The 25,946-nt window shown below is 72.5% G+C and carries 23 protein-coding genes; 13 read left to right on the top strand and 10 right to left on the bottom strand.

The genetic code is table 11. The annotated features are described in order from the left end of the window. Window positions 1–96 precede the first annotated feature (96 nt). From O3438_RS24690 to O3438_RS24655, 8 genes are all read left to right on the top strand, one after another. Window positions 97–1,275: a hypothetical protein gene (locus tag O3438_RS24690; RefSeq protein WP_269682123.1), complete on the top strand. Its 1,179-nt coding sequence runs from the start codon at window positions 97–99 to the stop codon at window positions 1,273–1,275. After that, complete coding sequence (locus tag O3438_RS24685; RefSeq protein WP_269682122.1) at window positions 1,262–3,826, top strand: nitrate- and nitrite sensing domain-containing protein; 2,565 nt, start codon at window positions 1,262–1,264, stop codon at window positions 3,824–3,826. The genes O3438_RS24690 and O3438_RS24685 overlap by 14 nt, the downstream gene beginning before the upstream one ends. Next, complete coding sequence (locus tag O3438_RS24680; protein WP_197699335.1) at window positions 3,823–4,299, top strand: roadblock/LC7 domain-containing protein; 477 nt, start codon at window positions 3,823–3,825, stop codon at window positions 4,297–4,299. Before O3438_RS24685 ends, O3438_RS24680 begins: the two co-directional genes overlap by 4 nt. After that, window positions 4,296–4,781 carry a DUF742 domain-containing protein gene (locus O3438_RS24675; protein ID WP_269682121.1) on the top strand — a complete coding sequence of 162 codons (486 nt, stop codon included), beginning with the start codon at window positions 4,296–4,298 and terminating at the stop codon, window positions 4,779–4,781. Before O3438_RS24680 ends, O3438_RS24675 begins: the two co-directional genes overlap by 4 nt. After that, window positions 4,759–5,517, top strand: a complete 759-nt coding sequence (locus O3438_RS24670) for a GTP-binding protein (RefSeq protein ID WP_269682120.1) — start codon at window positions 4,759–4,761, stop codon at window positions 5,515–5,517. The genes O3438_RS24675 and O3438_RS24670 overlap by 23 nt, the downstream gene beginning before the upstream one ends. A 38-nt stretch (window positions 5,518–5,555) precedes the next feature. Next, a complete protein-coding gene (locus O3438_RS24665; protein WP_269682119.1) occupies window positions 5,556–6,062 on the top strand; it encodes a hypothetical protein in 507 nt (168 codons plus the stop codon). 36 nt (window positions 6,063–6,098) lie between these two features. Beyond that, window positions 6,099–8,312: an AAA family ATPase gene (locus tag O3438_RS24660; protein ID WP_269682118.1), complete on the top strand. Its 2,214-nt coding sequence runs from the start codon at window positions 6,099–6,101 to the stop codon at window positions 8,310–8,312. A 93-nt stretch (window positions 8,313–8,405) separates the two neighbouring features. Further along, entirely contained in the window at window positions 8,406–9,338 is a 933-nt protein-coding gene (locus tag O3438_RS24655; RefSeq protein ID WP_269682117.1) for a superoxide dismutase, read from the top strand. 49 nt (window positions 9,339–9,387) lie between these two features. Here O3438_RS24655 and O3438_RS24650 read toward each other — a convergent pair whose 3' ends face one another. The 6 genes from O3438_RS24650 to O3438_RS24625 form a co-directional block, all read right to left on the bottom strand. Beyond that, window positions 9,388–9,897 (bottom strand): GNAT family N-acetyltransferase, encoded by a 510-nt coding sequence (locus tag O3438_RS24650; protein WP_269682116.1) that lies wholly within the window; start codon window positions 9,895–9,897, stop codon window positions 9,388–9,390. A 131-nt stretch (window positions 9,898–10,028) separates the two neighbouring features. Next, window positions 10,029–10,865, bottom strand: a complete 837-nt coding sequence (locus O3438_RS24645) for a hypothetical protein (RefSeq protein WP_269682115.1) — start codon at window positions 10,863–10,865, stop codon at window positions 10,029–10,031. Window positions 10,866–10,998: 133 nt separating this feature from the next. Further along, window positions 10,999–11,427: a DUF3263 domain-containing protein gene (locus O3438_RS24640; RefSeq protein WP_269682114.1), complete on the bottom strand. Its 429-nt coding sequence runs from the start codon at window positions 11,425–11,427 to the stop codon at window positions 10,999–11,001. 105 nt (window positions 11,428–11,532) lie between these two features. Further along, window positions 11,533–12,549 (bottom strand): ABC transporter permease subunit, encoded by a 1,017-nt coding sequence (locus O3438_RS24635; protein ID WP_269682113.1) that lies wholly within the window; start codon window positions 12,547–12,549, stop codon window positions 11,533–11,535. After that, the gene (locus tag O3438_RS24630; protein WP_269682112.1) at window positions 12,546–13,556 is read right to left on the bottom strand and encodes an ATP-binding cassette domain-containing protein; all 1,011 of its coding nucleotides are present in this window, start codon (window positions 13,554–13,556) and stop codon (window positions 12,546–12,548) included. The genes O3438_RS24635 and O3438_RS24630 overlap by 4 nt, the downstream gene beginning before the upstream one ends. Before the next feature lie 121 nt (window positions 13,557–13,677). After that, window positions 13,678–14,463 (bottom strand): DeoR/GlpR family DNA-binding transcription regulator, encoded by a 786-nt coding sequence (locus O3438_RS24625; protein ID WP_088987368.1) that lies wholly within the window; start codon window positions 14,461–14,463, stop codon window positions 13,678–13,680. Window positions 14,464–14,663: 200 nt separating this feature from the next. Between O3438_RS24625 and O3438_RS24620 the strand changes: the two genes are divergently transcribed. The 3 genes from O3438_RS24620 to nagA are packed head-to-tail and all read left to right on the top strand — an operon-like array spanning window position 14,664 to window position 17,667. After that, window positions 14,664–15,593: an SIS domain-containing protein gene (locus tag O3438_RS24620; RefSeq protein WP_269682111.1), complete on the top strand. Its 930-nt coding sequence runs from the start codon at window positions 14,664–14,666 to the stop codon at window positions 15,591–15,593. Continuing rightward, window positions 15,590–16,561: an ROK family protein gene (locus O3438_RS24615; protein ID WP_269682110.1), complete on the top strand. Its 972-nt coding sequence runs from the start codon at window positions 15,590–15,592 to the stop codon at window positions 16,559–16,561. The genes O3438_RS24620 and O3438_RS24615 overlap by 4 nt, the downstream gene beginning before the upstream one ends. Then, window positions 16,558–17,667, top strand: a complete 1,110-nt coding sequence (gene nagA / locus O3438_RS24610; protein ID WP_269682109.1) for an N-acetylglucosamine-6-phosphate deacetylase — start codon at window positions 16,558–16,560, stop codon at window positions 17,665–17,667. The genes O3438_RS24615 and nagA overlap by 4 nt, the downstream gene beginning before the upstream one ends. Before the next feature lie 282 nt (window positions 17,668–17,949). Here nagA and O3438_RS24605 read toward each other — a convergent pair whose 3' ends face one another. Next, a complete protein-coding gene (locus tag O3438_RS24605) occupies window positions 17,950–19,161 on the bottom strand; it encodes a DUF4032 domain-containing protein (protein WP_244311539.1) in 1,212 nt (403 codons plus the stop codon). Between the two features lie 132 nt (window positions 19,162–19,293). Here O3438_RS24605 and O3438_RS24600 point away from each other — a divergent pair, with 132 nt between their 5' ends. Together O3438_RS24600 and O3438_RS24595 are read left to right on the top strand one after the other, a co-directional pair. Then, window positions 19,294–20,031, top strand: a complete 738-nt coding sequence (locus O3438_RS24600; protein WP_269683745.1) for a phosphatase PAP2 family protein — start codon at window positions 19,294–19,296, stop codon at window positions 20,029–20,031. An 11-nt stretch (window positions 20,032–20,042) separates the two neighbouring features. Further along, entirely contained in the window at window positions 20,043–21,308 is a 1,266-nt protein-coding gene (locus O3438_RS24595) for an APC family permease (RefSeq protein ID WP_269682108.1), read from the top strand. Here O3438_RS24595 and O3438_RS24590 read toward each other — a convergent pair. From O3438_RS24590 to O3438_RS24580, 3 genes are read right to left on the bottom strand one after another with little or no spacing between them, the layout of a single operon-like run. Continuing rightward, window positions 21,287–22,072 carry an ABC transporter permease gene (locus tag O3438_RS24590; protein WP_269682107.1) on the bottom strand — a complete coding sequence of 262 codons (786 nt, stop codon included), beginning with the start codon at window positions 22,070–22,072 and terminating at the stop codon, window positions 21,287–21,289. The two genes, O3438_RS24595 and O3438_RS24590, sit on opposite strands and share 22 nt — an antisense overlap. Further along, window positions 22,069–23,058: an ATP-binding cassette domain-containing protein gene (locus O3438_RS24585; RefSeq protein WP_269682106.1), complete on the bottom strand. Its 990-nt coding sequence runs from the start codon at window positions 23,056–23,058 to the stop codon at window positions 22,069–22,071. The genes O3438_RS24590 and O3438_RS24585 overlap by 4 nt, the downstream gene beginning before the upstream one ends. A gap of 30 nt (window positions 23,059–23,088) precedes the next feature. After that, complete coding sequence (locus O3438_RS24580) at window positions 23,089–25,938, bottom strand: BTAD domain-containing putative transcriptional regulator (RefSeq protein ID WP_269682105.1); 2,850 nt, start codon at window positions 25,936–25,938, stop codon at window positions 23,089–23,091. Window positions 25,939–25,946: the final 8 nt, after the last annotated feature.

Genomic DNA, 25,946 nt, shown 5'->3' with positions numbered 1-25,946 from the left:
GAGTGGGGGGTTCGATTAGTTTTCCGGTCCGGTGCACGGGACTGTTCGGCTACCCGGGACCGCACCGATCCGCGCCCACGCCGGAGGAGACAACACATGACAGTCCCCGCGCCGCGGGCCCGCCGACGGCCGTCCACCATGGGCCGTCTGCTGCCCCTGCTGCTCATCGGGGCACTACTCGCGCCGGTGGGGTTGCTCGTCACGTTCGCCTGGCAACAGACCAGTGACGACCGGACCCTGGCCGCCCGCGAACGGCTCGGCGTGCAGTACCTCACCGCTCTGGCCGGAGTCACCGACGCCCTGGTGGAGGCCCAGTCCGCCACCGTCAGCGGCCGCCCGGTCGCCCAGGAGGCGTTGGACCGGGCGGTCGAGGAGGCCGCCGCTGTGGACGCCCGCATCGGCGTCGAACTGCTCAGCCAGGAACGCTGGGCCGGCGTACGGGCCAAGCTGGAGGCACTGCGCGGACGCAGCGCCGCCGACCCGGAGTCCGCGTACACGGCGTACGGGGAGGTCTCCGATCTCCTGCTGGCCCTGCACCGCAAGGTCCGGGAAAGCTCCGGACTGGTCCGGGACCCCGTGGCCGACTCCTTCTTCCTTCAGGACAGCGCCGGTCAGGAACTGCCCGAGGCGGTGGTCGCCGCCGGTCGGCTCGCCGATCTGAGTGTGCTGATCTCCCGTCGGCCCGCCGCCGAGCAGGCCCGGGGCCTGATGGAGCTGAGCGGCCTGCGGGTGGCCGCACTGGCACCCGCCGGCGACCTCGTCGACAACCTGCGCTCCGCCGTGGACGGCTCGGAGAGCACCGATCTCGGCGCCAACGTGCTGACCCCGCTCGACACCTACCAGCGCTCGGTGGAGGCGCTGGCCGCCTACTCGACCCCGGCGAAGGGCACGGGTCTCGTGGACCAGGCCCAGTTGGCAGCTGCCGCGCTCAACACCCACCGCTCGGCGCGTCAGCTTCAGCCGGTCATCCTCGCCGAACTCGACGCCCAGCTTGTCGAGCGCATCGACGAGCTGGACCGGGACCGCTGGTCGACCGTCGCAGCGGGGGTGGTGGCAGTGCTGTTGCTGGGCTGGCTCGCCGCGCTGCTGGTCAACGCCGCTGCCCGGGCCCGACGCCGGGCCGCCCTCGCCGCCGGCCACACCGACAGCCCGGACACTCCGGTGCGCAACGACCCGTGGCAACCGACGGTCGGCGAGCCCCGCGGGCTGCAACCCGCCGGCGTCGTCCGGGAACCGGAGACCGCACAGTGGGGGGCGTTCGATGCTGCTCGGTAGGCTCCGCATCCGCGGCAAGCTCGCCCTGCTCGTGGTGATCCCGTTGCTCAGCATGGTCGGACTCGCCGTGCCGGTCATGCTCGACCGGGTGGCCGCGGCGCAGCGGGCCGGTGACACCGCCGAGCGGGTACGACTCGCCAGCCGGGTCGGAAGCCTGGTCCAGGAGTTGCAGCAGGAACGCATCCTCTCCATCGGTTACCTGCTCGGCCGGGTGGAACGGAGCGAACTGGTCCGCAAGTCCGCCGACGTGGACGACCGGGTGGCCGACCTGAGAGCCGGTCGCAACGAAGCGTTGACCGACCGGGTGGACAGCGCCCTGGACCGGGTTTCCAGCCTCGTCGACCTGCGGGCCGCCGTGCTGGCCCGGGCCGCGAACCCCGGTCAGGTGATGGAGACGTTCCGCCCGATCAACACGGGGATCATCGAGTCCCTGCGGCTGGTGTTCGGTGTGGACACCGACACGTTGCCGGGTCGTCAGGTGCTCGCTCTCGACGGGCTGCTCCGGTCCGACGAGGGCCTGGCCTCCTGCGCCACGTTGAGTCTGCTCGTCAAGGCGGCCGGCACCCCGGACACCGTCGCCGGTTACGTGGCGTGCATCGCCGCGCTCCAGGTCGACAACGCACGCTTCCGCAGCCTGATCACGCCCGAACAACTCGCTGTGGCCCAGCTCAACGACGCGGCTGTGGCCGCTCGTACCAGCCCGGACTTCCTGGTCACCAGCGCCCGGGACCCGGCCGCCGCGGTCCGCCCCGTGCCGATGGAGGCGCTCTTCCCGGCCGTCCGCACGATGATCCGGCTCGGCCAGTTCGTCGAGAAGAAGCTGGTCGCCGACGTCCTCGCCGAGGCGACCGCCGAGCAGCGGCGGGCGCTCACCGCCGCGTACCTGGTCGGTGCCGCGGCGGCGTTGATCCTGACGCTGGTGGTGCTGCTCAGTGTGGCGGTCGCGCGGACGGTGGCGCGACCGTTGACCCGCCTCACCAGCTCGGCCGACCGGGTCGCCCGGGTCGCCGAGGCCGAGCTGGTCCGAGTCACCGACGACGAGGCGGAGAGCCCACAACCGGTCCGGTTGGAACCGGTGGACATCCGGGCCAACGACGAGATCGGCGACCTGGCGCGCGCCTTCGACCGGGTGCAGAACACCGCGGCGCGGCTGGTCGAGCGGCAGGTCGCCGGCCGGCGCAACGTGGCGCAGATGTTCGGTCACGTCGGGCGGCGCACCCAGAACCTGGTGGGCCGGCAGATCGCGCTGATTGACAGGCTGGAGCAGCAGGAGGCCGACCCGGGTCGGCTGGAGCACCTGTACCGCCTCGACCACATCTCCAGCCGGCTGCGCCGCAACGCCGGCAGCCTGGTGGTGCTCTCCGGCGCGGCCGGGGCCGACGGCCACACCGCGCCGGTGCCACTGGCCGACCTGGTCCGGTTGGCGCTGGGTGAGATCGAGGACTACACCCGGGTCGAGGTGCGGGTGCCGGCGGGCATCTCGGCCGCGCCGGCGGTGGTCGGCGACCTCATCCTCGCGTTGGCCGAGCTGATGGAGAACGCCACAGTCTTCTCGCCGCCGCACACCCGGGTGCTGGTGGCCGCCGAGGCGGCCGGCCTCGGCGCGCGGATCACAGTGGTCGACCACGGCATCGGCATGAGCGAACAACGGCTGGCCGAGGAGAACGCCCGGTTCACCCGCCGGGAACGGCTCGACCTGGCCCCCACCGAGGTGCTCGGTCTCTTCGTGGTCGGTCGGCTGGCCCGTCGGCACGGCTGGGAGGTGGGTCTGGCCGCCACCGGAGGCGGTGGGGTGACCGCACACCTGGAGATCCCGTCGACGTCACTGGTGCTGCGCCGCGCCGACCGGGCCGGAGCTGCCGTGGCCCGGGCCACAGTGCCGGAACGAGACCGGCGTACGGCGGTGCCGGAGACCGAGCAGGACGCCCACTCTCTCGCGGCGGCCGTCGCCGCGCCGGCCCGATTCGACTCGGACCTCCTCAGCCGGGCCACCCGCAGCCTGGAGGCCGGCCCGTCCTGGAACGCGTTCGGCCACAGCCAGCCCGAGCAGGCCGCGCCCCCCACGCCCTCGGCGCCGGAACCGTCGGACGCGCCGACCGGGCCGCGGATCCGGCAGCGGGTGCCCGGGGCCAGCCTGGGCGCCTCCACCGCGCCGACCCAGCCGGTGGACGCCACCGGGGCGGACCCCGCCGCGGCCCGCGCGTTGGTCGAGGCGTTCCAAGCCGGTGTACGCCGAGCCGAGGCGACCGGTGTCAGGTCGGGCGTGGCCGACCTGGGCGCGACGGTCGACCTGCCGAGCACACCGGGCGGCGCCGGCCCGGCGGTGGCCGGCAACGGTGGCCCGTCGGACGGCGCCCCGGATCGGCCCCGGCTGAGCCGACGGGTGCCGGGGGCGAACCTCACTGTCGTTCCGGCGTGCCAGCCGCCCAGCACACACCTCGGTGACCCGGCCGAGGTCCGGAACCTCATCAGCGAGTTCGAGGCGGGCGTTGCCCGCGCTCTGCGCGAAGTCAGCCCAGACCACCGGAACGAAGAAGGATCATCACGGTGACCAGCCCCTTCCTGCACGACAACGTCGAGCACCAGAGCCAGCCCGCCGCCAGTGGGGACCTCAGCCCGGAGGCCCGTACGTTCAACTGGCTGCTTGATTCCTTCACTTCCAGCACAGCCGGGGTCCTGGAGGCGATCGCGGTCTCCTCGGACGGCCTGCTGATGGCCATGTCGGCGATCAAGGACCGGTCCAACGCGGAACGGTTGGCGGCTGTCGTGTCCGGGATGACCAGCCTGGCCGGTGGGGCAGCCAGCTGGTACGCGCTCGGCGGCCTGAACCGGGTGATCGTCGACATGGCCGACGGCTACCTGTTGATCAGCGCGATCAGCAGCGGTTCCGTGCTCGGGGTGGTCGCCGACCGGTCGGCGAACCTGGGCACCGTCGCGTACGAGATGACGCTCTTCGCCGGGCGGGCCGGCGGTGCCCTGACCCCGCGTCTGATCGTCGAGTTGAAGAACGCCGTCCAGCAGTGACCCCGGAGGTCGCCGGCGAGGACGCGGACCCGGACCCGAGGGTCCGGATCCGCCCGTACCTGCGCACGCCGTCTCCTGCGGGGGAGGGCGCGGCGGCACCTGCGCTGCCCGAGCCGGAGGTGGGCGGTGGCGGGCCGGCAGGTCCGCGTCCGTTCGTGCTCACCTCCGGGCGGGTGACGGGCGCGGACCCGGCGATCGGGCTGGAGACCCAGGTGACCGTCCGGATGGACAGCGGCTGGTGGTCCGGCCCACCGGACGCGGTGATGGCACCGGAGATCCAGGCGATCATCGCGCTCTGCGCCGAGCCGATCTCGGTGGCCGAGATCTCGGCCCGGACCCGGTTGCACTTCGGTGTGACGCGGGTCCTGGTCGGTGACCTACGGGCGTCCGGGCACCTGGACGTGCACGTCTCCGACACCGACGACGCCCTCGATCCCAATCTCATCCTGCGAGTGATTGATGGACTCCGTGCGATCTCCTGAATGGCCGGTCGCCCCGCTGGGCGGGGCCTCCGCGAACAGCGCCGCCGCCCGGTACGGCATGTCACCGGGCACCGGGCCGATAGTCGGGCGTGCGGGCCCGCCTCCGACCGCGCCACCGCCGCCGTACCAGCCCACGTCGGGTGCGCTGCCGACGCCGCCGGTCGGTAAGCCGGCCGCGCCGCCGATCCCGGTCAAGATCCTGGTCGCCGGGGGCTTCGGGGTGGGCAAGACCACCACGGTCGGCGCGATCTCCGAGATCGCACCCCTCACCACCGAGGCCGAGATGACCACCGCCGGGATCGGCGTGGACGACCCGGGTGCCCGGTCGACCAAGACGACCACCACGGTGGCGATGGATTTCGGTTGTGTGACCATCGACCGCAGTCTCAAGCTCTACCTGTTCGGCACGCCGGGGCAGTCCCGGTTCGGCTTCATGTGGGACGACCTGGCGCGGGGGGCGCTGGGCGCGCTGGTGGTGGTGGACAGCTCCCGGCTGGACGACTGCTTCCCGGCGATCGACTTCTTCGAGCGGGCCGGGCTGCCGTTCGTGGTCGGGGTCAACGCCTTCGACGGGCGACTGGCCCTGGAGCTCGGCGAGATCCGTTGGGCGCTGGCCATCGGCGACCACGTGCCCCTGGTGCAGTTCGACGCCCGGGACCGGCTCTCGGTGCGGGACGCCCTGCTGGTCGTCCTGGACCGTGCGCTGGACCGGGCCACGCGGGACCGGAGGGCCTGAGCCGACCGGCTCCGGCCGTGGCGGGAAGGAGTGATGCGGTGAGGGGTGACCTCGACGAGACGCTGGCCCGACTGGCCCGGCGCGAGGAGGCGCAGCGCCGACGGGTCAACGACCAGGACGACACCACACCGCCGTCGGGTCAGCCGGTTCTCGGGCGCGGCAACGCCCGGCCGGGCCGGCACGACCCCCGCCACGCGGGAGCCGACCCCTCGGGCGACACGACCGGGTGGGGTCCGGTCGAAGAGGTGGCCGAGGCGGTACGCCAGGTCGTCGGCGCCCACCCGGGGCTGGTGGTGACAGTGCACGTGGAACACGACGGGCGGACGTACCCGTTGCGGGTGTCCTGGGACGGGTCGGACGTCACCGTCGGGCCGGTGCCCCCGGCGGCCCCGGTGGAACCTCCACCGACGTGGCCGCTGTCCGGCCGGACGGTGCCCGCCTGGGCTCCCGGACCGGTCGGCTTGACGCCGGACCCGGCGGCCCGGTTGGCCGAGCTGATCCGGCGCGACCCGTCGTTGTTGGACGAGTTGGATCCGCGGCGCTGACCGGCGGAGGTGGCTGACGACCGCTACGGTCGGGCGGTGGCGCAACCCGACCTGACCTTGACGGCGAGCCTACGGCCGGCCGCGCTGGACGCCCGACGGGGCATCGTGCGGCTGCACCCGGAGGCGATGACCGCGCTGGGCCTGCGTCCCGGTGACCCGGTCCGTCTCGCCGGCCGCCGGGAGACGGCCGGGATCGTGGCGGCGGCTGCTCCGGGTGCGAGCAGCGCCCTGCTGTACGCGGACGACCTGGTCCTGGGCAACCTGGGCCTGCGCGACGGCGGTCAGGTGCGGGTCAGCCCGGTGCCGCTGACCCCGGCGGGTCGGGTCGTCCTGTCCGGTCCGGCGGGGGTGGTGGCGGCGGTGAGCCCGGAGATGCTCCGGCTCGCCCTGCTGGGCAAGGTGCTCACCGCCGGTGACGACGTGTCGCTGTTGCCGCAGGACGTGCTGCCGGACGCGTCGGTGCGCGGCCTGGTCGAGGCGGCTCGTCGCAGCCTCGCCAACACCGTCGGTTTCGCCTGGACCAGCACCCTGCTGACAGTGGTCGCGGTCGAGCCGGCCGCCGGCGCTCTGGTCACCATGAACACGGCGGTCACCTGGGAGCACGGCGCGACCACGCACGGGCCCGGATCGGTCGAGACAGCACCGCCCGAGCCGCGCGGAACGGCCGACACGGCCCCGGCCGACGACGACGCCCCGGACGTGGACGAGCTACCCGGGCTGCGAGCCCAGGCCGAGGAGCTGACCGAACTGCTCGACCTCGGTTTCCACCACCGGGAGGTACTGGGCCGGCTGGGCACCACCATCTCCCTGGGGGTGCTGCTCGTCGGCCCGGCGGGCTCCGGGAAGTCGGCGCTGGTCCGGGCTGTCGCCGCCCGGGTCGGTGCCCGTGTCCACCCGATCTGGGCACCGGAGGTGGCCGCGCTGGCCAACCAGGCCGCCGCCGACCGACTGCGCGCCGTGGCGACAGCTGCCCGCGCCGGCGGCCCCGCGGTGCTGCTGGTCAGCGACGTCGAGGCGCTCGCACCGGCGGACGAGCCCGGCCCGGTGGCGACGGTGTTCCGGCAGGTGCTCGTGGAGAGCGTCCGGGCCGGCGTCGCGGTGGTCTGCGCCACCAGCCGACCGGAGACGGTCGACAGCGCGCTGCGCGCGCCGGACCTGCTGTCGCTGCGGATCAGCGTCCCGCTCCCCGACCAGGCGCTACGCCGGGAACAGCTCACCGTGCTGACCCGGCAGGTGCCACTGGCCGACGACGTCCGGCTGGACGAGGTGGCCGGGCGTACCCCCGGGTTCGTCGCGGCGGACCTGGCCGCGCTGGTCCGGGAGGCCGGGGTACGCGCGGCGCTGCGACAGAAGTCCGCCGAGACACCGACGGTGTCGATGGCCGACTTCGCTGCCGCCCTGGAGGTGGTCCGGCCGACCACGATGGCCGCGTCCACCCTGGACCTCGCGTCGGTGACCCTCGACGACGTGGGTGGCCTGGACGAGGTCAAGCAGACACTCACCGAGTCGGTGTTGTGGCCGTTGACCTACCCGGACACCTTCGCCCGACTCGGGGTCCAACCGCCGCGTGGCGTGCTGCTCTACGGGCCACCCGGCTGCGGCAAGACGTACCTGGTCACGGCCCTGGCCGGGTCGGGGCGGGCCAACGTGTTGTCGGTGAAGGGCGCCGAACTGCTCTCCAAGTGGGTCGGCGAGAGCGAACGCGCGGTCCGGGAGTTGTTCCGCCGGGCCCGGGAGGCGGCCCCCACCCTGATCTTCCTGGACGAGGTGGACGCGCTGGCCCCGGTACGCGGTCAGGCCACCGACGGGGGCACCACGGACCGGGTCGTCGCCGCGCTGCTCACCGAACTCGACGGGGTGGAGACGTTGCGCAACGTGGTGGTGGTCGGCGCGACGAACCGGCCGGACCTGGTCGACCCGGCGCTGCTGCGGCCGGGCCGGTTGGAGCGGCTGGTCTACGTGCCGCCGCCGGACGGGACGGCCCGCGCGGAGATCCTGCGGGCCGCGTCCCGCCAGGTGCCGCTGGCCCCGGACGTGGACCTGTCGACCCTCGGCGACGAGTTGACCGGCTTCTCCGCCGCCGACTGCGCCGCGCTGGTGCGGGAGGCGGCGCTGGCCGCCATGCGTGAGTCGCTCGCCGCCGCAACTGTCACCGCCGCGCACGTGGCGACCGCGCGGGCACGGGTACGCCCGTCGCTGGACCCGGCCCAGGTGGCCTGGCTGGCCGCGTACGCCGCTGACCGGGAGTGAGCAGACCAGCACAACCTTTCGTCGCGCCCCAGACGTCCGTAGAACGTCATGCTCCTGAGTGGAGTCGTCCACTCCGACGTCAGGCGGTGCTCCTTGCACAGACTCATCTCCTTCCTCGTCGTCCCGCTGCTGGCGGCGGCGACAGTGTCCACTGTCGGCGCTTCGGCGGCCGCCCACCCGTCGAAGCCGTTCCCGGCCCGGATCGCCCTGCCCGACGGCTTCACGCCCGAGGGGTTGACCATCGGCCACGGCACGACCGTCTACGTGGGATCCGTTCTCGACGGCGCGGTGTGGCGGGGTGACCTCCGCACCGGACGCGGCTCGGTGCTGATCCCCGGCACACCGGGCAAGCCCAAGGCGGGCCTCGAACTCGACCGGCGGGGCCGGCTCTGGACCGCAGACTTCTACACCGGCGGGGCCAGCGTGTACGACCCGCGCACCGGTGCCCGCCTGGCCCACTACCAGTTCAACGACGGGTCGAACACCCTGGTCAACGACATGGTGATCACCGAACGGGCGGTCTACATGACCGACTCCGTACGCCCGGTGCTGTACGTGGTGCCGCTGGGCCCGGGCGGTCGCCTGCCGGCTCCCACCGCGTTCCGGGTGCTGCCGCTCACCGGCCCGGGGGCGACGCCGGACGCGTTCAACAACGGGATCGTGGCGCTGCCGAACGGAGACCTGCTGGTCGCGCAGATGCTGACCGGGCAACTGGTCCGCGTCGACCCGCGTACCGGCGGCAGCGCGCTCTTCGACCTCGGCGGCTACTCGGTGGACCGGGCCGACGGGCTGGTGCTGCGGGGGCGCACCCTGCACGTGATCCGCAACCTGTCCAACGTCATCGCCGTGGTGCGGCTGAACGGCGCGTACACCTCCGGGGTGGTGCAGCGGGAGATCACCGGGCCGCAGCTGCGGTCACCGGCCACCGGCGACCTGCTCGGCTCCGCGTTGTACGTGGTGAACGGCCGCTTCGACGTGGAGTCCACGCCGAGCACCGACTACGACATCGTCCGCGTACCGGCCTGACCCCTGACGGTCGGCGGCGGCCAGCCCGGTCGCCGCCGACCGGTCGGCGTCACAGCGCGGGGGGCGTCGCGTCCAGGCAGATCTCGGCGCGCACGGTCCCGCCGTCCTCGTACAGTTTGGCCCCGCAGTTGCGCAGCACGGCCACCGCGCCAATGTTGTCCGCGGTCGTCTCCGCCACCACGATCCGCATGCCCGCTCGCGCGGCGGCGTTCAACAACTCCCGTAGGGCCGCCGCGCCGATCCCCTGTCCACGCGCCGAGCGACCAAGCCACATCCCGGTCTCGACCGTGTCGGGCTCGTCACAGCGCGTCATCCGCACCATGCCCACCACCTCGCCGCCGGCGAGGATCGCGTACATCTGCGATCCGGTCGGGCCGTCCAGCCCACCGAAGCTCGCCCGGTGGAACTCACGAAACGCCTCGCGGCGGGCGAGCGACCAACCGGCGGGGGCTTCGACCGGCGGCATGACGTCACCGGGCTCCGCCTCGGCAGCCGCTACGGAGAGCAACGGCTCCAGGTTGCCCTCGTCCACCGGCTCCAGCCGGACCGCACCCGCCACGTGCCGCAGTCTGCCGCCCCCATCGGCCGAAGTCCACCCCATTGGCGATGCACTGGCGGTCCGGCTACCGGTCCCGGCCGGTCGGGCGGCCCGGGTGTTTCTCATCACGCTCTGTCGTCACCCGTTGGTGGTCACGCGGTCGGCTCGAACTCGCAGAACACCACCGAGGCGTCGTCGGTCGCCTTGTGCCGGCGCAACCGATCACCGTGGTCGCGCTCGGCGGCCCGGACCCGGTCGATCAACCGGGCCGGCCCGTCCGCGCTCAGCAGATCCAGCAGACCAGGCCAGTCGGTCAACCCGAACTGCTCCACGGCACTGGACGCGCCGTCGCTGAGCAGAGCCGCCCGGCGCAGCGCCGTCGGACCGTGCCGGGGCAGCGTCCCGGTCACGGCGTGGAAGGCCGCGTCGGGGTCGGCCGCCGCGACCCAGTAGCCGTGGGTGCGGTTCATCCGCTCCCGCTGGACGCTCACCGCGTGCCGGAACCGGGCGACCGGGTCCGTCGCCCCTCCCGGCAGCACGGCGACCGTCTCCCGCAACTCCGCCATCGCCGCGTCCAGCCGGTCGTCGGTCACCACGCTCACCTGACCGCCGCAGTCCAGGACCAGCGGGCTGTCGCAGAGCACCAGGTAGTCGACCTGGTCACCGCAGTCACGCAGGAGACAGACCGTGCTGGACGGGGTGCCGGGATGGTCGAGGTCGCACTGCTCGCCGTGGTCGGCGCGTACCGCGAGGATGGCGGCGGCCAGGTTGCTGGTCAGACGGGCCGCCGGGCGGACCGCCTCCGCCACGGCGATCCGGGCGGCCAGGTGCCGCACGTACCACTCCGGCCCGTGTACGCAGCCGGTGTCGAAGCCCTCCGGCACTGTCGCGCCGTCGAGGACGCCGACCAGCGGGCCGGTCTGGAAGACCAGATCCTCGTTGACCGGTCGGCCCGGGGCCGGCGCGGACGCGGATCGTACCCGCATCATCGGCACACCTGCCGAGGGTTGGCACCAGCCACCGCCCGCTCCCTCCGTCGCCTCCGGTCCAGCTACCAGCGATGCCGCAGCGCTGCCCGCGTACCCAGCGGGTCGGGTGACATTCCTGGCCGGCCGACGCCGGTCAGCGGCGGCGGTTGCGGGCTCGGGACGAACGCAGCCGACGGAGTCGACCGACCAGCACCGGGTCGGCCGCGAGTGCGGCCGGATTGTCCAGCAGCCCGTTGAGCAGTTGGTAGTAGCGGGTCGAGGAAACCCCGAAGGTGTCCCGGACGGCCTGTTCCTTGGCCCCGGCGTGCCGCCACCACTGCTGCTCGAAGGCGAGGATGGCCCGCTCCCGCTCGGTCAACAGGGCCGCCGGGTCGGCAGTCTGGACGTGCGCGGGCTCGAGCGGCGACGCCGACTCGTCGGCGATCTCGGCCGGCTCGGCCGGCTGCGCCGGCTCGTCGGCGATCTCGATGGGAGGCGCCGGCCGGGGAGTCGGAACAGTCGGCCCGACGCCACCCGGACGAGCGTCGGCGGACGACTCTGGGGTGGTGGCGTCGGCGGACATTCGCTCAGCCTAGCCAGCGAGGACCCCTGTCGCAGCAGCCGGCGCGGCGGTACCCGAACGCACTGAGGCCCCCGGCGTGTGCCGGGGGCCTCAGTAGCCGATATCTCAGGAAATGTCGCGGCGACGCATCGCCCAGAGCGCAGCCCCGAGGATCACCACCAAGCCGACCGAGAACAGGACTGACGACTGCTGCCACGTGATATCCATCGTGGCGGGTTTGCACTCCCCGAAGAAGGTCGCGTTGCAGGAGTTCCAGTCCTGCAACGTCACCGTCTTCGTCATCCAGGCCAGCGCGTACGTGGGCAGCAGCCAGGCCTCGGCGAACTTCACGTTCGCCATCGACAGCAGGATGCCCAGGCCGAACTGGCCGACCACCATCACCGCCACCACGCCGCCGAGGGCCATCGCGGTGTGCCGACCCAGCGAGGCGAGGGCGAAGCCGATGGTGGTCAGCACCAGCACCAGCACCACACCGCGTACCCCGGTCAGGATGGCCGACTGCATGACGCCGGAGGTCACCTTCTCGGTGGTGCCCCGGAAGGTGGCCACGCCCCAGAAACCGGCGAACCACAGCACCGCGGCGGGCAGCGTCACCGCCAGGATGCCGGTGAGCAGCGCGGCCAGCTTGGTGAGAAGTACGGTGAGCCGCTTCGGGCGCCAGAGCAGCAGGTTCATCATGCCGCCGGTGCTCCACTCGGCGCCGACGAAGGACGCGCCGATCACGAATCCGACGAGCGCGAGGATCGCCGCGAACGGGATCAGTGTCTCGTCGAACGTCTCCCGGAAGTTGAACGTCGACGGCAGGAACCACTCCGCCCGGATCTCCTCCCGGGGCGGGGCCGTGATCACCGAACAGTCGTCCGGGTATCGGCCGTCGGTCGGCGTGCCAGCGGTCTTGGCCTGCTCGCACTCGCCGCGTGCCCGCTCGCTGTCGCGCACCTGGAACTCGTACTGCTGTTGGGCCTCGCGCTCCGCCTTGGCACGCTGACCCGCGTCGATCTTCTGGTTGGTGAAGAACACACCCACCACCACCGCGGCCAGCACCACCAGGCCGAGCAGCGTCATGTAGCGGGTGAAACGCCGCTTGGTGAGCCGGCGCAGCTCCGTACGATAGAGGCTCACGCGCCCCACCCTCCTCCTGCGGTGCCGGGCTGACCCGTCCCGCCGACCTTCATGGACTCGTCGACCTGCCGGTGCTGACCGGGCACCGGCGCGGTGGCCGTCAGTTCGAGGAAGACGCTCTCCAGGTCGACGGCGATTGGTGCCAACTCGCTGACGTAGAGGTCCTGCTCGGCGAGCAACCGCGTCACCGAGGCCGGCTTGTCGACGCCGGCCAGCATCAGGTGGTCGGGGTGCCCGGTGACCCGGATCCCGGCCTTGGTGAGCGCCTCGGTGGCCACCGGCAGGTCGCTGACCGCCTCCAACCGGATCCGGACCGCGCCTGACGAGTGCTGGGCGAGCACCTCGTCGACCGGGCCGAACGCGACCCGCCGACCCAGCGAGATGATGGTGACCGAGTCACAGATCAGCTGGATCTCGCCGAGGATGTGGCTGGACAGCAGCACCGTCATTCCCGATTCGGCGAGGTTGCGCATCAGCGTGCGCATCTCCCGGATGCCGCCCGGGTCGAGGCCGTTGGCGGGCTCGTCGAGGATGAGCAGCTTCGGGTTCTTCAGGAGGGCCGAGGCGACGGCGAGCCGCTGCTTCATGCCCAGCGAGTACGTCTTGACCCGCTCCCCCGCCCGGTCGCGCAGCCCGACGAGCTCCAACACCTCGTCGACCCGGGTGGCCGGCACCTCGCCCGCCCCGGCCAGCAGGGACAGCGTGTCCCGTGCCGTGAAGTGCGGGAAGAACTGCGGGCTCTCCACGATCGCGCCGACCTGGCCGGCGACAGTGGGCAGCGCGTCGGGGACCTCGTGACCGAGCAGCGCCATCCGGCCGCCGTCGGGTCGGATCAGGCCGAGCAGGGTACGCAGCGTGGTGGTCTTGCCGGACCCGTTAGGACCCAGGAAGCCGTGCACCTGCCCCGCGTCGACCCGCATGTCGAAGCCGTCGAGCGCGTTGCGGGTGCCGCGTCGACGACTCTTGTACGTCTTACGTAGACCTTCGATCTCCAGGACAGCTGGCAAGCTGCACCTCCCCCGATGGGTGGGCGTGACAGCCGACACCATACGCGGTATGCAGGCGCACGCAATACGCGGTATGCATCGACGCGCCGAACTGACTACTTCATCGACGGAACGTGACGACTCAGGCGCAGACGACCTGGACGCCGGCGGCGCGGAACGCCTCCACCACCTCCGGTGCGGCACCGGAGTCGGTCACCAACGTCTCCACCCGCTCGACGGGGCAGATCCGGGCGAAGGCGTGGCCCCCCAGTTTGGACGAGTCGGCGATGATCACCACTCGCTTGGCCCGGGCCACCATCAGGTTGTTCATCGCCGCCTCACCCTCGTGGTGGGCGGCGGCGCCGAGCTGTGGGTCGATCGCGTCCACACCCAGCAACGCGACGTCCAGGGTGACCTCACGCAGCAGCGCCCCGCCCAGCGGGCCGACGAGTTCGAACGACTTCGGGCGCACCACCCCACCGGCCACCACGACCTTCATCCGGGACCGCACCAGCAGCTCGTTGGCGATGTTCAGCGCGTTCGTGACCACGGTGAGCTGGGCGCCCTCGGCGCTGGTGTTCAGGTCCGGCCGGACGGCGAGGGCCCTCGCCACCTCGGTGCTGGTGGTGCCGCCGTTCAGGCCGACCACAGTGCCCGGCGTGACCAGCGCGGCGGCGGCAGCGCCGATCCGCTGCTTCTCCGCCGAGTGCTTCGCCGTCTTGTAGCGCAGCGGCAGGTCGTACGAGACGCCGTTGGCGACCGCGCCACCCCGCGTCCTCGTGATCATTTGCTGCTGGGCGAGCTGGTCGAAGTCACGCCGGATGGTGGCCTGGGAGACGTCCAGCCGCTCGGCTGCCGCCTCGACACTGACCCGGCCGTTGTCGGTCAGCATCTCGAGAAGGGCGTTCCATCTGGCGTACCGGTCCACCGCGGAGGCCCTCCCAGCAACTGCACGGACGGTGATTGATTGCGTGCACACTAGTGCGCGAAACTAGGTGGGCGCAAAAGACTGACCTGCGCGATCGGCTGGCCGGTTGCCACGACCACCCGCATTCGCGCAGAATAACGCGCGAAATGCGGGTCTAACGAGCCGTATTGCGCACCGGTCGCCCCTGCGAGGAGTTTGCCATGGCGTACGTGGACGCGGAGATCGCGAGCCAACCCGACTGTTGGCGGGAGGCGGCCGAACTGGCCGGCGTCGTCCACGGCGACCTGCCGCGCCCCGGTGAACGAGTCGCGGTGGTCGGTTGCGGCACGTCGTGGTTCATGGCGATGGCGTACGCGGCCCGCCGCGAGCAGGCCGGCCAGGGTGAGACCGACGCGTTCCAGGCGTCCGAGTTCCCCACCGGCCGTCACTACGACCGGCTGATCGCCATCAGCCGCTCCGGCTGCACCACCGAGGTGCTCGAACTGCTCGCCGCACTGCGTGGGCGGACACCCACCACTGTCATCGTCGGCGACCCGGCGTCCCCGGCGGTCGACCTCGCCACCGCCGCGGTGACCATGCCCTTCGCCGACGAGCGGGCTGTGGTGCAGACCCGCTTCGCGACCACCGCGCTGGCCCTGCTCCGCGCCCACCTCGGCGACCCGGTCACCGCGCTCGCCGCCGACGCCGAGGTGGCGGTGCGCTCCCCGCTGCCGATCGACCCGGCCACCATCGGGCAGGTCACCTTCCTCGGTCGGGGGTGGACGATCGGGTTGGCCCAGGAGGCCGCCCTGAAGTGCCGCGAAACGGCGATCTTCTGGGCCGAGGCGTACCCGGCGATGGACTACCGACACGGGCCCATCTCGGTCGCCGCACCCGGGCGCCTGGTCTGGGCGTTCGGCGACCTGCCCGACGGGCTACCCGAGGACGTGGCCGCCACCGGAGCGGCTTTCGTACACAGCCGCACCCACGGTTGGCGCACGGTGCTCGGCAGCTGGTCCGCCGGTCGCACCCCGGTCGACCCGATGGCCGACCTGATCCTGGCGCAACGCTTCGCGGTCGCGTTGGCCACCAGCCGGGGCCTCGACCCGGACGCGCCCCGGCACCTGTCCCGGGCCGTGGTGCTGGCATGAACAGCGGCGACGCCGCGCCAACCGACCCGGTGGTCGTCGCGCTGGACGTCGGTGGCACCGGCATGAAGTGCGCACTGGTCCGGCCGGACGGCGTCGCGGTACGCACCGAGCGGCACCCCACCGACGCCGCGCGCGGTCCGGCGGCAGTGGTCGCCACCATCCTGGACGTCGCCGAAGGGCTCGCCGACAAGGCCCGCGCCGACGGCCTCACACCGATCGCTGTCGGCATCGCCGTCCCCGGTGTGGTGGACGAGGCGCGCGGGGTCGCGGTCTGGTCGGCGAACGTGGGCTTCCGGGACGTACCCCTGCGGGACCTGGCGGTGCGGCGGCTCGGCCTGCCGACGGCTCTCGGCCACGACGTGCGTGTCGGTGGTCTCGCCGAGGCCCGGCTCGGAGCCGGTCGCGGCACCGGGCACGTGCTGTTCGTGGCGATCGGCACCGGCATCGCCGCGGCGCACGTCGTCGACGGCCACGCAGCAGTGGGCGCGCACGGCGCCGCCGGGGAGATCGGCCACATCCTGGTCCGGCCGGACGGCCCACGCTGCGGCTGCGGCCGCCCCGGCTGTCTGGAGGCGGTCGCCTCGGCAGCGGCGGTCGGACGCCGGTACGCCGACCTGGCCGGCGAGGCTGCCGACGCTCCGGTGTCAGCCGCCGAGGTGGCCGAACGGGCCGCGACCGGCGAACCACTCGCCAGCCAGGTCTGGCAGGAGACGGTCGAGGCGCTCGCCGACGGCCTGGCCAGCGGGCAGGCGCTGTTCGACGTGGCGACGATCGTGCTCGGCGGCGGCCTCGCCCAGGCCGGGGATCTGCTGCTGACCCCGCTGCGGGCGGCGCTGCACGAGCGGATGACCTTCCACCGGGAGCCGCAACTGGTCGCGGCAGCCCTCGGCGACGAGGCTGGTTGCCTCGGTGCCGCCCTGCTCGCATTGGACGCCGTGCGCGGCCACGACCACCAGGAGAAACGATGACGGTACGGGTGAACGGCCGCGTGGTGACCCCGACCGGTGTCATCCGACAGGGCTGCGTCGAGTGGGACGGGGATCGGATCACCGCCGTCGCCGAGTACCCGACGGTCCGTGACGGGCACTGGATCCTGCCGGGCTTCGTCGACATGCACACGCACGGCGGTGGCGGGCACACCTTCACGACCGGGGACGCCGACGAGGCCCGGGCGGCTGCCGACTTCCACCTCGCGCACGGCACGACCACTCTGCTGGCGAGCCTGGTCAGCGCGCCCTTCGAGTTGATGCGCTCGGCCACCGAGGCGTTCAGCCCGCTGGTGGAGGAGGGCGTGCTGGCGGGTGTCCACTTCGAGGGGCCCTACCTCTCCGCGACGCGTTGCGGCGCGCAGAACCCGGAGTACCTCCGCGACCCGTCGACCGACGAGCTGACCGAACTGATCAAGCTGGGCCGGGGCGCGGTCCGGATGGTCACCCTCGCCCCGGAGCGCGACGGCGCGTTGGAGGCGATCAGGCTGCTCGCCTCGCAGCGGGTGGTGGCGGCGGTCGGCCACACCGACGCCACGTACGAGCAGACCCGGGCCGCCGTCGCCGCCGGCGCCAGTGTCGGCACCCACCTGTTCAACGGCATGCGACCGGTGCACCACCGCGAGCCGGGCCCGGTGGTGGCCCTGCTCGACGCGCCCACGGTGATCTGTGAGCTGGTCGCCGACGGGGTACACCTGCACGACGGCATGCTGACCTACGTCGCCGCGACCGCCGGCCCGGAGCGGGCCGCGCTGATCACCGACGCGATGGCCGCCGCCGGGATGGCCGACGGGGAGTACGAGCTGGGCGGTCAGGCCGTCACAGTGACCGAAGGGGTGGCCCGGCTCGCCCGCGACGGCGCGATCGCCGGAAGCACCCTGACCATGGACGCCGCGCTGCGGCACGCCGTGGATGCCGGAATCCCGATCGCCGACGCGGCTCGCATGGTGGCCACCACCCCGGCCCGGGCCATCGGCCTGGGCGACCGGGTCGGTGCCCTCCAGGTCGGACTCCGCGCCGACCTGGTGGTGCTGGACGACGACCTGAACGTGGTGCGGGTGCTGCGCGGAGGCTCCTGGGTGGACTAACCGGCAGCGGCCCCCTTGAGCTGACCGTTACTGCCCCGGCTGAGAGCCAGGCCGCTACCGACCGCGCCTGGTGCGCCGCCTGTCGAGCTGCCCCAGATTCGGGGCAGACCAGGCGCGCGAGCAGCCTGACACGGGATCACCTCCACAGTGCCGGTCACGCCGCGCTGCCCCACATCCGGGGCAGCGCGACAGGGCACTCAGAGAGCCTTTGAAGCTGAATCGTCTACGACATCAGCTTCAAAGGCAGCCGCCAGATAGTCCGGTCGCCGACCAGGCTGCGTCTCAGCTGAGGCTGGGAACTTCCACGCCGAGGATGGCCTGCTCGTCGGGGCGGTGCACCAGCACGTCGGTCAGGTACGACTGGACCGCGTGGCGCATTCCGACGTCCCGGCCGGCCTGCTCGGAGAGCAGCCACTTGTGCTCGATGATCTGCGCGAACAGCTCCTGCGGCTCCAACTTGCGACGCAGGTGCGCGGGAACCGCCCGGACGACCGGCTCGAAGACCTCGGTCAGCCAACGGTGCGCGGCCTGCTGCTCGTCGATCAGGTCGCTCTCCGCCCGGTAGGCGTCCAGGTCGTTGAGCAGCTTGCGCGCCTGGTTCTCCTCGGCGTCCAGACCGGTCAGCCGCAGCAGCCGCCGGGTGTGGTAGCCGGCGTCCACCACCTTCGGCCGGACCAGGAAACGTCCGTCCTCGCCACCCGACATGGCCACCTCGGCCACGTCGAAGCCCAGTTCGTTGAGGCGGCGGATCCGGCCCTCGATGTCGCGCCGTGCCTCCCGCTCGATCGCCTGCTCGTAGGTAATCTCGTGCCACAGCCGCTCGTAGCGCTGCACGACCTCCTCGCAGACCACCTCCGGGTCGATGGACTCGTGCAGCAGGCCGGCGGCCTGCAGGTCCAACGCCTCGCCGAAGATGTTCACCCGGGCGATCTCCAGGTCCTCACCGCGCTGCCCGTTGGAGAGCGAGTTGTGCAACGCGCCGGTCTCCGCGTCCACCAGGTAGGCGGCGAACGCGCCAGCGTCCCGGCGGAACAGCGTGTTCGACAGCGAGCAGTCGCCCCAGAAGAAGCCGGTCAGGTGCATGCGCACGATCAGGGCGGCGAGCGCGTCGAGCAGCCGGCTCATCGTCTCCGGTCGCAGCGTGTGCGAGAAGAGCGCACGGTACGGCAGCGAGAACTGGAGGTGCCGGGTGATCAGCACCGATTCGAGGGGTTCGCCGTCCTCGGTCTGCCGGTCGGCCACCACCGCCACCGCCTCGACCGACGGAAAGTCGATCCGTTCCAGGGCCCGGAGCAGGTCGTACTCCCGCTCGGCGATCCTCTCGCGGGTCTCCTTGAACGCGTAGACGTAGTCACCGAGCCGGACGAACCGGACGATGTGTCGGGAGATGCCCTGCGGCAGGGCCACCAGGTGTTGGGCAGGCCACTCCTCCAGCGGAGTCGACCAGGGCAGGTCGAGCAGCGCCGGGTCCACGAGGGCAGACGTGATCCGCACGGGCACAAGCATGACTGGTCGCCCCCCGCATCCGCCTCACTTCGTGGTTGGGCCCACAGCGCCGAACACCCCGGCCTCGCACCGGGCCGGTAGCGTGGTCGCGTGCTCAAACCCACGGCGGTACGACGTGACCTGCGGCTACGGCCCGTCCGCCCGGCCGGCTGGTGGTTCGACGCGCTGCTGCTGGTCGGATTGGTCGGGTTGACGGTGGCGCTCGCCGCCAATCAACTCTTCGGGTTGGACCGGGCTGTCGCCGACTGGGCCGACGGGCATCGGCCGGCCGCCGCGTACTGGGTCGCCCGGGTGTTGAACTTCCTCGGCCAGGGCACCCCGCTGACCCTGATCGGCGTCGGGTTGGGCGTGCTGCTGGCCGTCCGGCTGCGGTCGGTGCGGCCGATCCTGCTGCCGGTGGTCGGGTTCGTGATCACCACTTTCACGATCGGCCCGCTGAAGGTCTGGACCGCGCGGGCGGCACCGAGCGCCAGCGTCAAGGAACCGTTCCTGTCGCCCGAGCAGACCCTGCCGCTGTTCCACGACGACCTGCCGGTGCGATTCGCCCAGTCCTACCCCTCGGGGCACGTCGCCAACGCCATCGTCTGGTACGGCGTCATCGCGCTGCTGCTCGCCCCGCTGGCCCGCAGCTTCGGTCGACAACTCCCGAGCCGGCTGGTCACCGTGATCCGCATCGTCCCGCCGCTGGTGGTCCTCACCACCACCACCTACCTGGGTTGGCACTGGCTGACCGACTCGGTGGCCGGGCTGCTGCTGGGCCTGCTCCTGGACCGGCTGCTGCACCGGGTGCCCTGGGACGCCCTGCCCCTTCCCGGCCGGTTACGGGAATGGGACCGGCCGTTCACGTCGTACCCCTAGGGTTTCGGTCCGTGGATCAACTGGCGCGGCGGCTCGGCGTACCCGATGCGGTTGTCATCGGGTTGGGCTCGATGCTCGGTGCGGGCGTCTTCGTAGTCTTCGGTCCGGCTGCGGCGGCGGCCGGCGGCGCCGGTCTGCTGCCCGCGCTGGTGCTCGCCGGTTTCATCGCCTTCTGCAACGCGACCAGTTCGGCGCGGCTGGCGGCCCGTTACCCGGAGTCCGGCGGCACCTACGTCTACGGGCGCGAACGTCTCGGGCCGTTCGCCGGGTTCGTGGCCGGTTGGGGGTTCGTGGTCGGCAAGACGGCGAGCTGCGCGGCGATGGCGTTGACCATTGGGGCGTACCTGTGGCCGGGGCAGGCCCGGCTGGTCGCGGTCGGCGCGGTGCTCGCGGTGACCGCCGTGAACCTGCGCGGCATCGGCAAGACGGCCACCGCCACGAAGCTGCTGGTGGCGCTCGTGCTCGCGGTGCTGACGGTGGTCGTTGTGGTCGGGGTGGTGGGCGGTCCGGTGCGCCTGGACCGGTTGGGCGAGCCGGGCGGTTCCGCCCGAGGCGTGCTCACCGCGGCAGGGCTGCTGTTCTTCGCCTTCGCCGGGTACGCCCGGATCGCCACCCTCGGCGAGGAGGTCCGCGACCCGCGCCGGACCATCCCCAGCGCGGTGCCGCTGGCCCTCGGGCTGGTGTTCGCGATCTACCTGGTGCTGGCCGTTGTCACGCTCGGCGTGCTCGGCGCCGACCGGCTGGCCGGGTCCGCCGCGCCCCTGGTCGACGTGGTGACCGCCGCCGGGCTGCCCGGCCTGGCCTGGGTGGTCCGGGCCGGGGCCACGATCGCTGTGGTCGGGGTGCTGTTGTCCCTGGTCGCCGGGGTGGGCCGGACCACCCTCGCCATGGCCCGCCGCCACGACCTGCCCGGCGCGTTGGCCGCCGTGCACCGGGTACGCCAGGTGCCCCACCGGGCCGAGGTGGCGGTGGCCGCCGTGGTGATCGTTGTGGTGCTGCTCGGCGACGTACGGCAGGCGATCGGCTTCTCCAGCTGCACGGTGCTGGTCTACTACGCGATCACCAACGCGGCGGCGCTCACGTTGGGCCGGGACCCGGACCGGCGGTTGCCGGTCCGGGTCGTCGCCGCTCTGGGGCTGGTCGGCTGTCTGCTGCTCGCGGTCAACCTGCCGCTCGGCAGCGTCCTCGCCGGGTTCGGCGTGCTCGCCGTCGGAGCCGCCTGGTACGCGCTACGCGCGGGCCACCGGCGGCCTGGTCAGCGGCTCAACAGCCGGTAGCGGCGCACCGCCAACGGGGCGAAGATCGCGATCAGGAGCACCGGCCACAGCACCGCCAACAGCATGGCGTGCTCCGCCGGCCAGGAGTCGCCACCCAGCCCCGGGTTGCCGAACAACTCACGCATCGCCGCGACGGTGGCCGACAACGGGTTCCACTCCGAGATCGTTCCGATGACCGGCGGCATCAGCTCGGGCGACACGAACACGTTGGAGATCGCGGTGAGCGGAAACGCGGCCGGGAAGACGATCACGCCGACGGTGTCCGGGTTACGGACCAGCAGCGCCAGGTAGATCCCGATCCAGGTGATCGCGACGCGGAGCAGCAGGAGCAGCCCGACGGCGAGCAGCGCCCTGCCCACACCCTGCCGCCACTGCCACCCGACGAGCAGACCACAAATCAGCAGGGTGGACATCTCCAGCAGTGCGCGGAGCAGGTCGGCCGCGCTGCGACCGGTCATCAGGGCGGACCGGGCCATCGGCATCGACCGGAACCGGTCCACCACACCTCGGCTGAGGTCCAGCGCCACGCCGGTCGCGGTGGCGCCCAGGCCGTACAGCATCGTCATCACGAAGACACCGGGCAGCAGGAACTCGCGATAGTTGCCACCGCCGGCCACCTGCATCCCGCTGCCGAACACGTACCCGAAGACGAGCACGAACATGATCGGCAGCGAGAAGTAGAGGATCAGTTCCTCCGGCGAGCGGATCACGTGGATCATGTTCCGCCTGGTCATCGTCCAACCGTCGGCCACCGCTGCCGTCATGCCAGGTCCGCCTTTCGTCCCACCCCGACGGGCTCGCGAGCCTCGTCGGGCCGGTGCCCGGTCAGGTACAGGAACGCCTCGTCCAGCGTCGCGCGCCGCAGGCCGATGTCCTCGACCGCGATTCCGGCGTCGTCCAACGCCCGCACCACGTCGACCAGCCCGGCGACCCGGTCGGCCACCGGGACGCTGAGTCGCCGGACGTCCGGGTCGACCTCTGGTTCAGCGCCGCAGGTCGACGCGACGACGCGGGAGGCCCGGGTCAGGGCGGCGGCGTCGCGTACCACCACCTCGACCCGGTCACCGCCGGTCATCGCCTTCAGCTCGTCCGGTGAGCCCTCGGCCACCACCCGCCCGGCGTCGATCACCGAGATGCGGTGGGCGAGCTGGTCGGCCTCCTCCAGGTACTGCGTGGTGAGCAGCACGGTGGTCCCGTCCGCGACAAGGTCGCGAACCAGGTTCCACACCTGGTTGCGGCTGCGCGGGTCCAGGCCGGTAGTGGGTTCGTCGAGGAAGAGCACCCGCGGGGTACGGATCAGACTGGCGGCGAGGTCCAGCCGTCGGCGCATCCCGCCCGAGTACTCCACTGCCGAGCGACTGGCCGCGTCCTCCAGTCCAAACCGTTCCAGCAGCTCGTCGGCGCGTTGGCGGGCCGCCCGGCGGCCGAGCCGGAACAGCCGGCCGAACAGCTCCAGGTTCTGCCGGCCGCTGAGGGTCTCGTCGACCGCCGCGTACTGCCCGGTCAGCCCGATCCGGGCGCGCACCTCGTCCGGCTGGCGCAGCACGTCGTACCCGGCCACGCTGGCCCGGCCCGCGTCGAACCGCAGCAGCGTGGCAAGGATCCGTACCGCCGTCGTCTTGCCCGCGCCGTTGGGGCCGAGCAGCCCGTACACCGTGCCGGTCGGGACGGCCAGGTCGAAGGTGTCCAGCGCGCGAGTCGGGCCGTACCGCTTGCCCAGGCCCTCGGCGACCACGTCGAATGTCGTCATGCCCCCACGGTGCGGTGGTCCGCTGACGGGTCACGCACCGTCCGCTGACGGCGGCGCACCGGGCCCGGCCTTCTCCGCCTCGGCGATCTGTTCGAGAACGAACATGACCTCCGTCCTCGTGGCCTCGCCGACGTACCAGCCGGTGAGGCCGCCGGTCAACGCCGCTTCGCAGAACCGCCTCGCCTCGACCAGGTCGCCGCTCAGTCGTGCCACCTGGGCGAGGCCGAGCCGGGCGGCGGAGACGAACTCCGGTGCGCCGCTGCGTTGCGCGAGGAGCAGGGCGGCGGCGAAGTCGTCGCGCGCCGCGGGGAGGTCACCGGCGCGCAGCCTGATCTCGCCCCGGGTACGCAGCATGTCGGCCTGGTCGACCACCGATTCGAGTTCTTCGGCCAGCCGCATGGCCTGGTCCATGTAGACGCCCGCCGCTTCCGGATCGTCGCGCCAGGCCGCGAGTTCGCCGAGCACACCCAGAGTGATCATGGATCCCCAGCGGTCCCCGGCCTGCCGGAAACCGTCGAGTGCCGTCTCCAGTTCCGTCCCGGCCTGGTCCCACCGACCACTCCACATCTGCGCCGAGCCGCTGCCCATCGCGCCCAACGCGTTGATCCACGTGTCCGAGCCGACCAGCCGCCGCAGCTCCCGCATCAGCTCGTTGACGTGCTCGGATCCGCCCGACGGCGGGCCGGCCGAGATTCCCGACAGATACAGCAGGAAGGGTTGCCGGGGCGGTCGGTCGAGACTGCTGATGACCGAACGCTGCGTACCCAGTGAGTCCAGCGGCCCGGACCCCCCGAGCGAGGCGTTGTAGACGCAGAGCGCGTACTCCTCGCGCAGCCCCGGAGGCGCTTCGGCGCCGAGCAGACCGAGGACGTCGGCGGCCAGCCGGGCACCCTCGCCGCGCATGCCGCGCAGCCACCAGTAGAACGACAGCGCCGCGACCATCCCGGCCGCGTCGGCCGCGTCGCCGGCTGCGGTGGCGCGGCGCAGCGCGGCGTGGAGGTTGTCCCGTTCGGCGTCGAGCCGTCGCAACCAGTGCACCTGCTCCCTTCGCCGTAGGTGGTCGCTGGCGGTCCAGGCGAACTCCAGGAAGTACGCGACGTGCGCACGACGCTGGTCGTCGGCCTCACCCGCGTCGGCGAGACGCTCGGCACAGAACGCACGGACCGTCTCCAACATCCGGTAGCGACCACCTGCCATCTCCACGAAGGACTTGTCGACCAGGCCGGTCAGTGCCTCCACGAAGTCCTCGCCGGACAGGCCGCAGACCTGCCCGGCCGCTTCCAACGTCGCGCCGCCGGCGAAGACGGTGAGGCGGCGGGCCAGTCTGCGTTCGGCCTCGTCGAGCAGGTCCCAGCTCCACTCGACCACCGCCCGGAGAGTGCGGTGTCGTGGCGACGCGGCCCGGCTGCCCATCGACAGCAGCCGCACCCGGTCGTCGAGGCGGGCGGCCACCTCGGCGACAGGCAGCGCACGCAGCCGCGCGGCGGCCAACTCGATCGCCAACGGCAGGCCGTCGAGGGTGCGGCAGATCCGCAGCACCGTGTCGACGTTGGCCGGCGTGATGGTGAAGTCGGGCGCGACGTCGGTGGCCCGCTCGGCGAAGAGTCGGACGGCCGCGAAGTCGTCGGCGTGCCGCACGGACGCGCCCGGTGGTGGCACGGTGAGCCCGGACAGCGGGCACAACGCCTCGCCGGCCAACCCGAGCGGCTCGCGGCTCGTGGCCAGGACACGCATCGCCGGGCACGCGCCCAACAGCCGGGCGGCCAGCCGGGCAGCGTCGGCGATGACGTGCTCGCAGTTGTCGAGCACCAACAGCAGCCGGCGCTCGGCGAGCGCCTCGACCAGACGGTCGGTGGGTTGCCGACCCGGCTCGGCCGGGGCGCGTAGGCCCGCGTCGCGCAGGCCGAGCGCGGTCAACACCGCCTGCGGTACGTCCGAACCGTCGGCCAACCCGGCCAACTCGACGAAGCGCACCTCCCCGTCCTGACGGCCGGCTGCCTCGATCGCCAACCGGGTCTTGCCCGCTCCCCCGGGACCGATGAGGGTGACCAGCCGCCGCTCGCCGAGCAGATCGCCGACGCGCTTGAGCTCCTCGTCCCTCCCGACGAACGTGGTGAGCTGGCTCGGCAACGCCCGTCGGGTCGACCCGCCCGCCTCACCCCGCAGCACCGCGAGGTGAATCGTGGCCAGCTCCGCCGACGGGTCGGTGCCGAGTTGCTCGGCCAACGTGCTCCGGGCGTCCTCGAACTCGGCCAGCGCCTCCGCCGGCCGACCCAGCGCGGACAGCGCACGCATGAGTTGGCCTCGTGACCGCTCCCGCAGCGGATGCGCGACGACGAACTCCCGCAGCTCCGCGACCAGTGCGGCCGACGCTCCCATCGCCAGGTCCGCCTCGACCCGGTCTTCGATCGCGGCCAGCCGTAGCTCGTCCAGCCGGGCCGCCTGCGCGGGTGCGCCCGGCACATCGGCCAGGGCGGGGCCACGCCACAGCTCCAGCGCCTCGCGCAACACGGTCGCCGCTCGGGGCCAGTCACCACCGGCGAGCGCGCGCCGCCCGGCCTCGGCACGTCGCTCGAACCGGTACGCGTCGACGTCCTCGGGATCCACGGCGAGGCGGTAGCCGGCCGGGTGGAACTCGACCGGGTTCTCCTCCGCGGGCAGCGCCTGACGCAGGCGCGACACCTGGGACTGGAGCGCGTTGGCCGCACCTCGGGGCGGGTGTTCGCCGTACAGGCCGTCGATCAGTCGGTCGGCGGAGACGACGCGTCCCGCGTCAAGCAGAAGGAGCGCCAGCAACGCGCGCAGCCGCGGGCCGCCCACGGGAATCTCGCGCCCGTCGGCAAGCAGCACCTGGGTCGGCCCCAGGATGCGGAAACGCATGCATGGAT

The organism is Micromonospora sp. WMMC250 (assembly GCF_027460215.1).
In the GTDB taxonomy this organism is placed as follows: Bacteria; Actinomycetota; Actinomycetes; order Mycobacteriales; family Micromonosporaceae; genus Micromonospora; species Micromonospora taraxaci.
The sequence above is the reverse complement of the archived record's forward strand: the minus strand, read 5'-3'. Positions and strand labels throughout refer to the sequence as shown.